The following is a 14,393-nucleotide window of genomic DNA, read 5'->3' on the forward strand; positions in this document are numbered from 1 at the left end:
GAAAGTTTTGTATTTAAAAAATAATTGTTAGATTTGTCTAACAATTTTAATTTCATGAAGCGAATATTATTTTCTATTACTTTTTTATCATCGTATTGTTTTGCGCAGGAGACAGACAGTTTGAGCTTACAGTCAAATAAAAATCTAGATTCTGCCAGAGTTACCAAAAGAGAAATCAAGACGAGTAATATAGAGGATGTAGTGGTTACCGGAACCATAAAACCGATGAGCAGGTCGAAAAGCCCTGTGGCTGTTGAGATTTACAGTCAGAAATTTTTTCAGAAAAACCCGACTCCAAGTATCTTCGAAGCCATAGCAATGGTGAACGGAGTAAAACCCCAGCTGAATTGTTCTGTATGCAACACGGGAGATATTCATATCAATGGATTGGAAGGACCTTACACGATGATCTTAATTGATGGAATGCCGATTGTAAGTTCACTCTCCACCGTATATGGACTAAGCGGAATTCCGAACAGCCTGGTAGATAGGATAGAAGTGGTAAAAGGACCTGCCTCTTCCATTTATGGGTCGGAAGCTATGGGAGGAGTGATCAATATTATCACCAAAAATGCACTGACAGCCCCAAAACTGAGTGTAGATTTAATGACTACTACATGGAGTGAGAATAATCTTGACCTTTCAACAAAGTTTAATGTAGGAAAGAATGCAGCTTCATTATTAAGCTTGAACTATTTCAGTTTTCAGGAAAGAATAGACCAGAATAAAGATAATTTTACGGATGCTACTTTACAAAGCAGGATTTCTGTTTTTAACAAATGGAACTTTCAGAGAAAAGAAAACAGACAGGCTAGCTTTGCCATGAGATATCTGTATGAAGACCGTTTCGGAGGAGAAATGCAATGGAACAAATCTTTCCGTGGCAGTGATGAGGTATACGGAGAAAGTATCTATACCAATAGAGCGGAAATTTTCGGACTGTATGAATGGCCGATGAAAGAACATATCGTGACACAGTTTTCCTACAACTATCATGATCAGAATTCGTTTTACGGAGCCAATCCTTTTAATGCTATACAAAAGGTAGCTTTTGTTCAGACGTATTGGGACAGAAGTTTCGGAAAACATGATATCACAGCCGGGCTTACTTTCAAAAGAACTTTTTACGATGACAATACTCCCGGAACTCTGGCCTCAGACGGTATAACCAATGCTCCTATGAAATCTCCGATCTGGGGAGCTTTTGTTCAGGATCAATGGGAAATCAATGATAAAAATACCTTGTTGATTGGATACCGATATGATTACGATAAAGTGCATCACTCCGTACATTCACCAAGATTTGCATGGAAGTTTTCACCCAATCCTTATCATACCTTACGTTTCAATTTCGGAACAGGGTTTAGAGTGGTTAATCTGTTTACAGAGGATCATGCTGCGTTGACAGGTTCCCGGGAAGTTGTTGTAAAATCTGATCTGAAGCCCGAAAGATCAGTGAACGGAAATTTAAATTACATCTGGAAAATCCCTGTTGGAAACCGTTTGCTGAATTTTGATGCTTCTGCATTTTATACTTATTTCAGCAATAAGATTGTTGGTGATTTTGATTCTGATCCGAATAAAATTATCTACGACAATCTGCATGGATACGGAATTTCAAGAGGTGCTTCCCTGAACGTGGATTTTGCTTTTCAGTTTCCGTTGAGTGTTAATCTTGGGGTAACTTATCTTGATGTATATCAGAAATATGATAATGAAAATCAAAAAACGCAGCAACTTCACGCACCGAAATGGAGCGGAACTTATAATCTGACCTATAAATTCCCGAATAATCTGACGGTTGATTTTACCGGACAGTTTTACGGACCAATGAGACTCCCTGTATTACCTAATGATTACCGTCCGGAATACTCGCCATTTTATTCTCTGGCCAATATTCAGATTTCAAAGAGTTTCAAATCCGGGTTTGAAGTGTATTGCGGAATTAAAAATTTATTCAATTTTACTCCTAAAGATCCTTTGATGAGACCGTTTGATCCGTTTGATAAATATGTTGATGATCCGGTTAATAATCCTAATCATTATACTTTCGATACGGCATATGGCTATGCTCCTATGCAGCGGATCAGAGGGTTTCTTGGAGTGAAATATACTTTGAAATGAGAACTTTTGCTTTATTTTTAATGTTTGTGCCTTGTCTTTATCTGTGTCAGATGAAGACAGGCACTTTTTCTGAATGGGAAGCTTTACGAAAAGAAGCTCCCAAGCCTATGGTGATCCATCTTTATACTGATTGGTGTACGGTCTGTAAAATTGAATCTTTCCGTTTGAATAAAGACAAAGAACTGGTCAGCATGATGAATGAACATTTCTATTTTATCAATTTTGAAGCTGAGAAGACAAAAGAGAAAATCCTGTTTCAAGGTCAGGAATTTGTATATCTGCAGAATGGAAATTCCGGAATTCACGAGCTGGCTCTGGCATTATCCAGGAATAAGAACCAGCCTGTTTATCCGTTATGGATATTTCTGGATAAAAATCAGAAATTAATATTTTATCAGGAAGGGCAGATGATTCCTGAAAAGATGAAGCAGAAACTGATGGAGATTTCTGGTTGGTAAAGTATTTGTTTGGCAAACGCGGAGGCGCAAAAAAAATATCATGCTGTTTTAAAGCGCAAGAAAATCAAAGATTTTTTCAGCAAAAAATAAATTATATAGTATTAGGAATATAAAATTTTCTCGAAGATAAAATCCTTGTGTCTTATAAAAAGGTTAAAAAGAAATATTTTTGCGCCTTCGCGTTATCCAACTTTAAAAAAGTCCTATAGATTATACAAGTTTTTAAGTGGGTTGAGTCTTGAAAACTTGTGAGAATATTCTGATTTTTAAATATTTAAATCATTCAATTTTTCAATCTTTTAATTCTTTCCTTCTGCATCTATCAGCACGGCCAGCTGAATACAAGGTTCATCAGAACGGTTGCTCCAGGCATGATTGGTTCCTCGCTGAATGACAATATCTCCAGGCTTGAGAAGTGTTTCTTCCTCTTCCATAATCAGATAAAGTTCTCCGGAAAGGATGACGATATAATCCAATGTTGGAGTTTGATGCATCATCGGATGAGGTTGTCCGGCTTTGAAATCTATGCCGAGGTCTTTATCCGGCGGGATAATAACATATCTGAAATAAGTTCCGTTTGAGGGCGTTTGCGGAAATCCGGTATTGGGAATTATCGTTTCGAAATTCAGACTTGCCGGCATCTGCTGGGTATTCCAAATATCTGAGATAATAAGACCGGGGAGATGTTCAACAGTATTTTTAACCAGACCATCTTCAACGATAGCTGATTTTCCGTCTTTGATGCCTGTTACAATACGTCTGGGTATTTTATTCATTTTTTTAATGTTTCATGATGAGTTTATGACCTTGTGTCTGATTATTTTTTAAGATAGAATGCGCTTTTAAAACAGTTTCCAACGAAAGATTTCCTATCGTTTTATATTGAGGAGGGGTAATGGTACCCGCTTCAATCATTTTTTTGATTTCTATCAGGCTGTTTTGGTAATATTCATATTTTTTAATCATGCTGTATGCGTAATTGGAAATATTCATCATCATACTTCCTTTATTAAAAAGAAGTTCATGAGCTTCTTTTGTTACCAAAGCGGTTACATCTACATAAGTTCCGTTGATTTTTAAAACTTCAGCAGTGATTTCAGCCATTTTATTTCCCACGAGGTCAATTCCAATTTCAAAAGGCTTGTTATTATTAGCTTTTAAAAGATTGTGAACAAGGCTTTCGTCTTGATAGCTGATGATTTGATGTTTTTCTAAACCCATATTCAAAAGGTTATGTCTGCTGGTTTCACTGCCGGCAGTTGCTACGATTCTGCGAATATTATTAGCCCATAAAAGTTTAATCAAAAATGAACCGACACCTCCTGTTGCTCCTGTGACAAGAACTGTGTTTTCCGGGTGTAATTTTAAGCGCTTAAAAATCTGTAAAGAAGTAATGCCAACTGATGGAATGGAAGCTGCCTGTTCAAAAGAAATATTTTCGGGTTTAAGCGAAACAATAGCCTCAGGGACAGTAATATATTCAGTATAAGTGCCATTGCTGCCCATAGAGCCGCTGCCGCAATAGACTTCATCTCCAATATTAAATTGTGTAACTTCGGAACCTTTATCTACAATGATTCCTGATAATTCCCTTCCTAATATCGGTGAACAGATCAGTTTTCGTTCCAGTTCATTTTCCAGCATCTGATAATCAATGGGATTAAAACCACTGGCTTTAATGTGAATGAGAACTTCGCTGTTTTTGGGTTGTGGCTGGTCCGCAATTCCATCTTCAAGCTGGAAGTTATTATTTAAAATGACTGCTTTCATATTGTTTGTTTTGCTGAACAAATGTAAATACAGAATAGTTTATATTTGCTACCAGTTAACAAATGGTAACCAGTTACCTTAATGAAACTATCATGGCAAAGATTAAAGAAAACGGAACCGAAAGAGAAGCAACCTGTACAGAGGAATTATTCGCAATGCGTGATAGTCTGGATGTATTGGGAGGGAAATGGAAACTGATGATCCTGCGTTATCTTACCAATAGAACAGATCAGCAGATTCATTTTAAAAAACTGGAACGTGGAATTGGAGGTATTTCTGCAAAAATGCTGAGCAAAGAATTAAAAGAGCTGGAAACCAATCTTCTCATCACAAGAACAATTCAGGATACGAAGCCGATTACAGTGGTTTATGCCGTAACTGAATACGGGAAATCGGTATTTCCCGTGACTGAAACACTTGTGAACTGGGGATTGCTTCACCGGGAAAAGATCAAGGAATCCATGGGATGATTATTTTAATTTTACCAATGAGAAGATTAAAAAATTGTGGGTTTAAAGCTTTGTATGATTGGTTAAATCTGCATGAACCTTTTAAAAATCTATTTTAGTAAAACAGCAATGATTGCCAGAATAGCAGGAAGCGCCTGTACAAAGAATATCTTTTTCGTTGCTGAGATGGCTCCATAAATTCCGGCCACTGCTACACATCCTAAAAAGAATAAAGCTATATTGGTTTGCCATTGCGGATCTTTAATCAAAAATGACCAGATCAGTCCTGCCGCCAGGAAGCCATTATAAAGCCCCTGATTGGCAGCTAATCCTTTGGTAGGCTTAAACATTTCTGCAGGCAGAGCTGCTTTAAAGACCTCCTTACCTTTGGTTTCCCAGGCAAACATTTCCATCCAAAGGATATAAAGATGTTCTAGTGCAACAATTGCAATCAGAATTTTAGCAACGACTTCCATGATTTGATATTTTGTCATTGTAAAACTAAAAAAATAAAGTTAAGTTTGAGTATTAATTTGCAGGATGGATACTTTCAAAGCACATTTAAATAAATTTATTACGGTAACAGATGAGGAATTTGCTTCCATTATCACTTTTTTCCAGGTAAAGGATGTAAAGAAGAAACAGAATCTGATGGTTGACGGAGAGATTTGTAGAAACCTTTATTTTGTAGTGAAAGGTTGTCTTAGAAAGTTTTTTGTGAATGAGAAAGGAGTAGAATCTACCACCCAGTTCGCCATTGAAAACTGGTGGATCACTGATACATTTGCTTATGAAAGACAGCTGCAGTCAGATTTTAATATACAGGCTGTAGAACATTCAACCATTTTGGTAATTGATTTTAAAACCCAGGAGCTGCTTTTTGAAAAACATCCGAAAATGGAGCGTTATTTCAGAATTGTTTACCAGCGTGCATATGCCGCTTCAGAGAGAAAGATCCGTTACTTATATGAATATTCAAGAGAAGAGTTGTATGTACATTTCAGTACGCTGTATCCTTGGTTCATTCAACGGATTCCTCAATATCTTGTAGCCTCTTTTCTGGGATTTACTCCGGAATATTTAAGCGAAATTAAAGCAAAATTACGTTCTTAAACCAGTTTAAGTTTTTTATGGATTGAAAACCGGAAATTTGTCATGTATTTAAAAGCCAGTACAATGACAGATCAACAACCTCAGTTTCCTCAGTTATTTTTAAGACTTGCTATTTCAGTGACTATGCTTTCTGCTGTTGCAGACCGGTTTGGTTTCTGGGGTGAAAATGCGGCATGGGGAAATATGGCCAACTTTTCGGCCTATACAAGAAAACTAACCTTTTTCCTCCCAGAGGTGCTGAGTACATGCTCTGCATATGCTGCAACTTTTTTCGAAATTCTTTTTCCGTTGATGCTGATTCTGGGATTTAAAACCAGAATTGCCGCCTATGGAAGCAGTCTTTTATTGCTGATTTTTGCCATTTCAATGGCCATTGCGCTGGGACCTAAAGCCCCTTTAGATTATTCTGTTTGGGTAGGCAGCGCAGGAGCACTTTTATTGGCTGTTCAAAAACAATATTCTTTTAGTATAGATCAATCAACCCAAAAATAATATAATAATGAGCGCAAGATTAAATATTGCAACAACAGATTCAGCGGCTTACAAAGCGATGTTAGGATTGGAAGGCTACCTTCAGACGATTTCTTTAAATCACATTCAGAAAGAATTAATTAAAATCAGAGCTTCACAAATCAATAAATGTGCATTTTGCCTTGATATGCATGCAAAAGACGCCTTAAAATATGGTGAAACTCCCCAAAGGATTTTTATTCTGGAGGGATGGAGAGAAGCAAAAGAGTTCTTTACTGAAGAAGAACAGGTACTTTTGGCGATGACAGAAGAGATTACGTTGATCAGTGATAAAGGTTTAACGGATGAAACCTTTGAGAAAGCAAAACAGTTCTTTGATGATGCACAAATTGCACAAATCATCATGGCTATTGTAACCATTAATGCTTGGAACAGGATTGCGATAAGTACGCATCTCCCGATTGAAAAATAATTTAGAGAGGGAGAAGGGAAAGGGAAGAGGGGAGCTGGAAGCGAGAAGTGCTATTAGGCTATAAATAACTGACAGCCATTTTATTTGAATTAATTACTATTATGTAAACGAATATAGCTTCAGCTGTTATCCGAACCATAATAACTTCCATCTTCCTTCTTCACTTTCCCAGTTTCTTACCCTATTTCGTCTAATGCAGAGTTGATCAAATTCAGTTCCGTTTCAGATAAATCAATAGACATCGCTTTTGCATTTTCAATTGCCTGCTGAGCATTTCTTGCTCCGGCTAAAACCACTGTGATGGCAGGTTGAAGTGCCGTCCATCGAAGTACCAGCTGAGACAGGCTGCTTCCTTTTTCCTGAGCTATCGGTTCTATTTTTTCAAGGAAATTTTTTACCTTATTGAAATCAAATTGTGAAAAATAACCATTTCTGTGATCACTGTCCTTCAGTTTATTTTCTTTGAAATATTTACCGGTTAAGAGACCTCTTTCCATAGGGCTGTAAACGATAATTCCTGAATTGTTTTCCAGAGAATAAGGGACAAGATCTTTTTCAATAGTACGGTTCAGCATACTGTAAGAAACCTGATTGCTGGCTAATGGCAACGTTTTATGAGCTTCTTCCATTTGTGTTACGCTGTAATTACTTACTCCTGCAGCACGTATTTTTCCCTGTTGTATCAGTAATTCCATGGCTTCCATGGTTTCGCTGATAGGTGTAGTGGCATCTGGCCAGTGAAGCTGCAAAAGGTCGATATAATCTGTTCCCAGCCTTTGTAAGCTTTCTTCCACTTCTTTGATGATATTTTCTTTTGAGGCGAATTTATATACCGGAATTGTTTTACCTTCATCATTCGCATCAAAGAAGAATTCTCCTTTTCCATGGTTGCTGCCGTCCCATACCAACCCGAATTTCGTCAGTAATTGAATTTTCGAGCGGTCTTTTCCCTTAATAGCTTCCCCGATCATTTCCTCACTCAGACCGAAACCATAGAACGGTGCCGTATCGATAGAGGTTACCCCATGATCCAATGAGGCATGAATAGAATTGATGGAGTCTTGTTTTTCATTTCCACCCCACATATTTCCACCGATGGCGAAAGCTCCGTGTGTGATTACGGACAGCTCGAGATCGGTGTTCCCTAATTTTCTATATTCCATTTTTATTTATCTTAATATTGCTGTTAATTTTCGTTTTTAAATAATAGAAGTAGTATATATCTGAGGAATTTCCTGAAGTTTTTCTTCAATCAAAGCTCCGAATGCCTTAATGTAGGGCTGTTGATTGTGTAGAGTGAGCCCTGCTTCATTTTTCCATATCTCATAAAACACGAATTGGTTTTTATCTTCAATTCCCTGATGAAGATTGTAAAGTTCACAGGCTTCTTCTTTTCTGGTTTCTTTTACCATATTCTGAAGAACTTTCAGTACTTCTGCCTGATGTTCTTCTTTTGCTTTAATAATTGCTGTAAGGTGGATTTTCATTATACTAATTCCGGTTTTAATTCTTTTTCAAATACATTTCTCACGTGTTCTCTGTAGCGTTTCATATCCCGTTCCACATTTGCATTCTTTTCCACATCATGAAAGTGAAAACTTTCCATTTTTTCAAGAGAAACGAAAGCATTCATTCTATGGAACCCAAATAATGCTCCATCATCTACACTAGTTTCATTGAAGAATTCTCCGGGCAGGGTGAAGGCTGTTGACGGAGCATTCCAGCTTGTGGTGAGCATATACTTTCTTCCGCCGAGCATTCCTCCCGTACCATAATTGATCTCCGGATTCTCAGCGCTTCTTCCATCACTCATATAAATTCCTTTTGCATGACCGGCTGTAAAAACTTCATCAATATATTTTTTCAGGCCGTTCGGAAGCTGAAACCACCAGATCGGGGTATGATAAATGATATAGTCGGCCCATACAAATTTCTGAACTTCTTCATTTTTATCATAATGCTCACTGACATTGGTTATTTTTATTTCTACATTTTCAAACTCCTTAAGAACCTGTAATGTATTTTCTGCAATTGTCTGATTATATTTTCCTCCGGAATGTCCAAAGTTTTGTCCACCGTTGATGATTAATACTTTTTTCATTTTTTTTATGATTGTTTAAATTTTACTCTGCAAAGTTAGGACGGAGTTTTGTATAATAAAAATAATATAAATTATAGTAAAGTATCATTAAAATTATAGTTTATATGATTTTACATTTTGAATTTAGAGCTATTCAAATCAGTAACTAATTCTTCAAAATTGACTATTTTCCTCTTTATGGTAAAATGTCATCTTATATCTGAACCGAAATTCCCTTCCGTCATGTACATTTGTTTAACAAATTGAAGGACAATGATACAGATTGCAGTTTTTAGTGATGTACACGGAAATCTTCCTGCACTGGAAGTCGTGCTGAATGATATTGAACAAAGAGGAATTCATCAGAAATTCTGTCTGGGAGATCTGGTTGATTTTGCACCTTGGGGAAATGAGGTGATAGAAAAAATCAGAAGTATGAATATTCCTTGTTTAATGGGGAATCATGATGAAAGAATTGCTTTTGATATTCCTGTAACTCCTTTAAGCAAACATTCTGAAGAAGAAACAAAAGCCAGATATATTGCTATTGATCATTCCAAAAGGCATATCTCTTTAGAAAACAAAAAGTTTTTATCCGAATTGCCTTTTCATTTAAAATTAAACTATAAAATAAAGAATAAGTATTGGAATATTCAGTTGGTTCACTCCAGTCTTGAAAGCAATGATACCTATTTATATGAATCCGAAAATAATGAAGTTTTCACAGGCATGCTCAAAAAATCAGGAGCTGATGTCGTAGTGATGGGACATACGCATTTATCATTTAAAAAACAGTTTGAAAATAAGAAATGGGCAATTAATTGCGGATCTGTTGGCCGTTCGAAAGAGGAAAACAGGCTGGCTTCTTATCTTATTCTGACTTTTGATGAAGAAAAGATCACACCTGAAATTATACAATTGAGCTATCCGCTTGAAGAAACAATCCGTGGCATAGAGGAAAGTGAGATTCCTGATTATTATTCCCGTTTTTTGAAAAATGAAATAATAAACAATGAAGTACTCTCATAATTACTATTATAATTTGAAACTTTTATGATTGAATAAACTGTGTTTTTTGTTTTTCATAGACAATTAATTTAAGATTTTCTTTTTCTTCTTCATTTTTAAAATATACAAATTATATATTTTTTATTTGTATGATTTTGATTATGAATTGTTTGTGTTTATTCGAACTTTCGTATGTAAGTATTCGAACTCATTTTATTATTGAAATCAGTTCGAATACTTTTATTGAGACTTTTTTGAAGATTCTCTGAAGGATATTTGCAGCAGATTATTAAAATCAAAGTCAAATTAAAATTTAGAAATCATGAAAAAAGCAATTCTTTTTATTTTTTTACTATTATCAGTATTGGGTGTGGCACAATTACAAAAAGTGAAAATTGATACCCTTTTAACTCCTGAAATTGGCGGGATAAAACAAGCAATAGATATTAAAACAAGTGACTCCGGTAAGCCTGTACTTTTATTTTTATCAGGTGGTCCTGGAAGTTCAATGAGAAAAAATGCAGATTCTTTTACGAATATGTTAAAGGATCAATTTACCATTGTTCAATGGGATCAGAGAGATGCCGGAAAAACCCTTGAACTAAATCCTTCTCCCGTTCAGCCTTCAGTAGAGCTTATGGGAAAAGACACTTATCAGGTTATCAATTTCCTAAGGAAAGAATTAAAACAGGAAAAAATATATCTATTGGGAAGTTCTTGGGGAAATGCCTTAGGCTTTTACATTGTTAGAAATCATCCTGAACTTTTACATGCTTATTTTGCGGTAAATCCAGTTGTTAGCCAGTTGACGAGTGAGAAGGAGTTGCTTGCTGTTTTAAAAGATCATTTTAAAGAAAACCCTGTTGCCAGTAAAGAATTAGCAAGTGTACATATTCCTTTCACAGTTGACGAAGACTTATTTTATTTAAGAAAATGGCTCTTTTATAAAGACGGGAAGCAGTATGTTACAGGTGACGATTTCAAGAAAGGTTTTCTTCAGTGGTCAAAAACATGGTCGCCTGCATGGAATGAAGTGATGAATATAGATCTGCCAAAGACCCTAAAGAAAGTGGAGTGTCCTATTTATTTTTTTGTGGGTAAAAACGACATTCAAACTTCTACCAGAATTACAACTGAATACTTTCAAAAGGTAAAAGCCCCGAAGAAAGATCTGTTTTTATTTGAAAATTCAGGCCATCAGATTCATAAAGATGAGCCGCAAAAGTTTCAGGAGACAATCATTCAAATTGTGAAATAATGTGAGTTCAGTTCATCCAAATCAAGAGCGAGAGTCTGGAAACAGGAAGGTAATGCATTGCAGTTGAGTAGATATTTTTGATTAAATAATTTAAAAACCCAATACAATCAGATTGTGATTGACATATAAAGATCATTTAACTTCCTGTTTCCAGATTCAAGCTTCCTGATGTTACCAAAATCATTTAAAATTAAAATAATAAATAAATGATATATTCAAAAAATATGTATTACTATTATAATTGTTTTGTAATTTTGTATCATAATATTAATGAATAACATATGGTCAATTTAGAATGGTACAGAACTTTCAAAGCGATCTATAAAACAGGAACCTTAACCGGAGCGGCCGATGCTTTATTTATATCGCAGCCCGGAGTAAGCTTACATCTGAGTTCACTGGAAGCTTATGTAGGGTATAAACTTTTTGACAGAACAGGAAGGAAAATGATTCCTACGGAAAGAGGAAAAGTATTATTCAATGCAGTTTCCGAGCCGCTTTCCAGATTGGAAGATGCAGAAAAAAACTTTCAGAAATCTACAGAGAAGCATACCCCTACCATCAGTGTGGGAATGTGCTTTGAAACTTTTCAGACGACATTAGAACAATATGTTTCTACCTTACCCTTCAACCTGATCATCAGTTTCGGAGAGTATCCGGAAATGCTGGATCAGCTTGATAAAGGAATTCTTGATCTCATCATTACCCCAAAAAAAGGATCTTCACCTAATATTGAACATGAAGCATTTTCTTCTGAACAGATTATTCTTGTAGGCGGAAAAGATGTAGATTCCGACAGCTTCGGAAAAGTGTTAAGAAAAAAAGATCCTGAACGGATCGAAGAATGGCTGAAGAATGAAAAATGGTACGGAACCACCGGAGATATGGAACATCTTTTTCAATATTGGATACTGAACTTCGGGCATAAACCGGATTTTCGCCCTAATTATATTGTTCCCAATTTAAATTCCATTATCCGTTGTCTGAAAGGAGGAACGGGATTGGCGGTCGTACCGGATTTTCTATGCAAAAATGCCATTGAGAACGGAGAAATAAAGCTTATCTGGGAAGGAAAAAAGAAGCTTGAAAATACACTTTATTTCGGTTGCAGAAAGAAAACAAACTACCAGACCGAAATAGATCATATCAAAACCTTATTCCGTAAGGTGATGAGTAAGTAAAATCATATCCCGCATCTGCAGTCCGTTTTCAAAAATTGGAGATGGATAATTTTTCAGGAAAAAATCTTTACGGATCCCTTTTTTAATGAATCCGTTTTTCTCATAAAACTGAATCTGCTGGAATCCTGTATCCGATGTTCCAACGGTGAGGGTTTTATAATGGTTATCTCTGGCAATTTCTTTCGCTTTATCGATGAGAATACTTCCGATTCCTTTGCTTCTGTAAGGTTCAGCAACAGCAATGTTTTTAATCTCAAGCTCCGTATCTGTATTTTTGTATAAGGCCATAACAGCAATATTTTCAGCTCCGTTCCATAGAAGGTAAATATCGGAACTGAAAATATACTGATTAATAGCGTCTACGGTCTCATCTGCCAGCAAAAGCAGGTCATATGGAATTGCCGTTCCTGAATCTGTTTTATTAAAAGTAAATTGTTCCATTTACAGGCTCATATGAATAAGCGGATAATCCTTTCCCGATCCGTCTTTTTCTGATCTTCCTATAACTTTGAATCCCATTTTTTCATAAAACCCGATGGCCTGAGGATTCTGTTCATTTACATCTACTTTTGTAAGACCTGTTTCCTCTTTCATAAACTGATATAACTTTTTCCCGTAGCCTTTCCCACGCATATCATTATGAATGAAAAGCATTTCCAGATTTCCTTCAGCCACTGAAGCGAAGCCCTGGGCTTCTCCATTTTCTGTAATTAAATAGACTTCCAGATTGGGAAGATAATCCCTGGGAATTACTTCTTTAAAATGATGAAAGTCTTCTTCCGAAAGAAAGTCGTGGGTCGCTTTTACAGCAGATTCCCAGATCTCCATGATTCTTGCATAATCCTCTGCTGCGGCAAGCCTGATTTGATGTGACATGATTTTAAATTTGAACAAAAATAATGATTATAAGCCAGATTCCGGAAGTTTGAAACAATAGTTATGGTGTAAACCATCTGTGGGAGAAACTTATGATATTCAATCTCTAAAAAACAGTAAAATTGGTAGGCCATAATCCCGATTTTTTGTCGCAAATTTGTTTAATCACTTTATATTAAAAATTTAAAATAGAGATTATGCAAAAGAAAACCTATACAGGACAGCCTGTGGTAACTTTAAATAATGGAGTTGAGATTCCCGCACTAGGATTTGGTGTATGGCAGATGGATAACCTGAAAGAATGTGAAGATGCTGTGATTAAAGCAATTCAGACAGGATACAGAATGATCGACACAGCTGCTATCTATCAGAATGAAACTGCGGTTGGTGCTGCCGTTAAGAATAGTGGAGTAGGCAGGGATGAATTGTTTATCACTTCAAAAGTATGGGTTCAGGATCATGGGTATGAAAAAGCAAAAAGCGCTTTTCAGAGAACCTTAGACAGACTGCAGATGGATTATCTGGATATGTATCTTATCCACTGGCCTTACGGAGATTTTATCGGAACATGGAAGGCACTGGAAGAACTATATCATGCAGGAAAGATTAAAGCAATAGGGGTATGTAACTTTACTGTTGAGAAATTAGAAGAACTGAAAGCTAATTCAACCGTTTTACCTGTTATCAACCAGATTGAATTACATCCTGTATTTCAGCAGAAAGAATTGCAGGTTTATGACAGAGAGAATAATATTGTAACACAGCCGTGGAGCCCGCTTGGGAACGGAAATGCGAATCTTCTAACGAATGCCGATCTGAAAGCTATCGCTGAAAAATATGGAAAAACCGTTGCTCAGGTAATTCTGAGATGGCATTTACAGGAAGGGTTTGTAGTGATTCCGAAATCTGTAACTCCATCGAGAATTGAAGAGAACTTTAATGTCTTTGATTTCGAACTGACAGAAGCTGAAATGGATATTGTTCGCTCTTTGGATACTGGGAAAAGACTATTCTTCGATCCGAAAGATCCGGAATGGGAGCAGAAAATGCTGAAATCAGTAGCAGATATTTAATAAATAAAAGATTAAAATATTTCCTGCAGATCCCACAAATTTCAAAGAGTAAAATCTAAG

18 protein-coding genes are annotated in these 14,393 nt (G+C 36.2%); 10 read left to right on the forward strand and 8 right to left on the reverse strand.

Annotated elements, in window-relative coordinates; genetic code table 11:
• The first annotated feature begins 54 nt into the window (after positions 1-54).
• Entirely contained in the window at positions 55-2,124 is a 2,070-nt protein-coding gene (locus tag F3J23_RS19000) for a TonB-dependent receptor plug domain-containing protein (protein ID WP_185156481.1), read from the forward strand.
• Positions 2,125-2,174: 50 nt separating this feature from the next.
• Entirely contained in the window at positions 2,175-2,582 is a 408-nt protein-coding gene (locus F3J23_RS19005) for a thiol:disulfide interchange protein (RefSeq protein WP_228455381.1), read from the forward strand.
• Positions 2,583-2,881: 299 nt separating this feature from the next.
• Here the strand turns inward: F3J23_RS19005 and F3J23_RS19010 are convergent, their stop codons facing one another.
• Entirely contained in the window at positions 2,882-3,358 is a 477-nt protein-coding gene (locus tag F3J23_RS19010) for a cupin domain-containing protein (RefSeq protein WP_185156482.1), read from the reverse strand.
• 4 nt (positions 3,359-3,362) lie between these two features.
• A complete protein-coding gene (locus tag F3J23_RS19015; RefSeq protein ID WP_167032685.1) occupies positions 3,363-4,352 on the reverse strand; it encodes an NADP-dependent oxidoreductase in 990 nt (329 codons plus the stop codon).
• Between the two features lie 92 nt (positions 4,353-4,444).
• Here F3J23_RS19015 and F3J23_RS19020 point away from each other — a divergent pair, with 92 nt between their 5' ends.
• Positions 4,445-4,822, forward strand: a complete 378-nt coding sequence (locus tag F3J23_RS19020) for a winged helix-turn-helix transcriptional regulator (RefSeq protein ID WP_167032687.1) — start codon at positions 4,445-4,447, stop codon at positions 4,820-4,822.
• An 89-nt stretch (positions 4,823-4,911) separates the two neighbouring features.
• On the opposite strand, the gene F3J23_RS19025 is transcribed toward F3J23_RS19020, so the two are convergent.
• Entirely contained in the window at positions 4,912-5,277 is a 366-nt protein-coding gene (locus F3J23_RS19025) for a DUF1304 domain-containing protein (protein WP_167032689.1), read from the reverse strand.
• Between the two features lie 64 nt (positions 5,278-5,341).
• Here F3J23_RS19025 and F3J23_RS19030 point away from each other — a divergent pair, with 64 nt between their 5' ends.
• The 3 genes from F3J23_RS19030 to F3J23_RS19040 all read left to right on the forward strand — a co-directional run bounded on the left by F3J23_RS19030 (position 5,342) and on the right by F3J23_RS19040 (position 6,857).
• Positions 5,342-5,914, forward strand: coding sequence for a Crp/Fnr family transcriptional regulator (locus tag F3J23_RS19030; RefSeq protein ID WP_167032691.1), 573 nt, complete (start codon positions 5,342-5,344; stop codon positions 5,912-5,914).
• 63 nt (positions 5,915-5,977) lie between these two features.
• Positions 5,978-6,406, forward strand: a complete 429-nt coding sequence (locus F3J23_RS19035; protein WP_228455382.1) for a DoxX family protein — start codon at positions 5,978-5,980, stop codon at positions 6,404-6,406.
• Positions 6,407-6,413: 7 nt separating this feature from the next.
• Positions 6,414-6,857 (forward strand): carboxymuconolactone decarboxylase family protein, encoded by a 444-nt coding sequence (locus F3J23_RS19040; RefSeq protein ID WP_167032695.1) that lies wholly within the window; start codon positions 6,414-6,416, stop codon positions 6,855-6,857.
• A gap of 176 nt (positions 6,858-7,033) precedes the next feature.
• Here F3J23_RS19040 and F3J23_RS19045 read toward each other — a convergent pair whose 3' ends face one another.
• The 3 genes from F3J23_RS19045 to F3J23_RS19055 are packed head-to-tail and all read right to left on the reverse strand — an operon-like array spanning position 7,034 to position 8,958.
• Positions 7,034-8,020: an aldo/keto reductase gene (locus tag F3J23_RS19045; RefSeq protein ID WP_167032697.1), complete on the reverse strand. Its 987-nt coding sequence runs from the start codon at positions 8,018-8,020 to the stop codon at positions 7,034-7,036.
• Positions 8,021-8,056: 36 nt separating this feature from the next.
• Complete coding sequence (locus F3J23_RS19050) at positions 8,057-8,344, reverse strand: putative quinol monooxygenase (protein ID WP_167032699.1); 288 nt, start codon at positions 8,342-8,344, stop codon at positions 8,057-8,059.
• Complete coding sequence (locus tag F3J23_RS19055; protein ID WP_167032701.1) at positions 8,344-8,958, reverse strand: NAD(P)H-dependent oxidoreductase; 615 nt, start codon at positions 8,956-8,958, stop codon at positions 8,344-8,346. Before F3J23_RS19055 ends, F3J23_RS19050 begins: the two co-directional genes overlap by 1 nt.
• 252 nt (positions 8,959-9,210) lie before the next feature.
• Here F3J23_RS19055 and F3J23_RS19060 point away from each other — a divergent pair, with 252 nt between their 5' ends.
• From F3J23_RS19060 to F3J23_RS19070, 3 genes are all read left to right on the forward strand, one after another.
• A complete protein-coding gene (locus tag F3J23_RS19060; RefSeq protein WP_167032703.1) occupies positions 9,211-9,966 on the forward strand; it encodes a metallophosphoesterase family protein in 756 nt (251 codons plus the stop codon).
• A gap of 301 nt (positions 9,967-10,267) precedes the next feature.
• Entirely contained in the window at positions 10,268-11,203 is a 936-nt protein-coding gene (locus tag F3J23_RS19065) for an alpha/beta fold hydrolase (protein WP_167032705.1), read from the forward strand.
• 281 nt (positions 11,204-11,484) lie between these two features.
• On the forward strand, positions 11,485-12,384 hold the full coding sequence (locus F3J23_RS19070; RefSeq protein WP_167032707.1) for a LysR family transcriptional regulator: 900 nt from the start codon (positions 11,485-11,487) through the stop codon (positions 12,382-12,384).
• Here F3J23_RS19070 and F3J23_RS19075 read toward each other — a convergent pair.
• Together F3J23_RS19075 and F3J23_RS19080 are read right to left on the reverse strand one after the other, a co-directional pair.
• On the reverse strand, positions 12,358-12,825 hold the full coding sequence (locus F3J23_RS19075) for a GNAT family N-acetyltransferase (RefSeq protein ID WP_167032709.1): 468 nt from the start codon (positions 12,823-12,825) through the stop codon (positions 12,358-12,360). The two genes, F3J23_RS19070 and F3J23_RS19075, sit on opposite strands and share 27 nt — an antisense overlap.
• Positions 12,826-13,260 (reverse strand): GNAT family N-acetyltransferase, encoded by a 435-nt coding sequence (locus F3J23_RS19080; RefSeq protein ID WP_167032711.1) that lies wholly within the window; start codon positions 13,258-13,260, stop codon positions 12,826-12,828. It abuts the gene before it with no gap.
• A gap of 197 nt (positions 13,261-13,457) precedes the next feature.
• Here F3J23_RS19080 and F3J23_RS19085 point away from each other — a divergent pair, with 197 nt between their 5' ends.
• Positions 13,458-14,333 carry an aldo/keto reductase gene (locus F3J23_RS19085; protein ID WP_167032713.1) on the forward strand — a complete coding sequence of 292 codons (876 nt, stop codon included), beginning with the start codon at positions 13,458-13,460 and terminating at the stop codon, positions 14,331-14,333.
• Positions 14,334-14,393 lie beyond the last annotated feature (60 nt).

Origin of the sequence: Chryseobacterium sp. Tr-659 (assembly GCF_011752975.1) — a bacterium.
Taxonomy (GTDB): Bacteria; Bacteroidota; Bacteroidia; order Flavobacteriales; family Weeksellaceae; genus Chryseobacterium.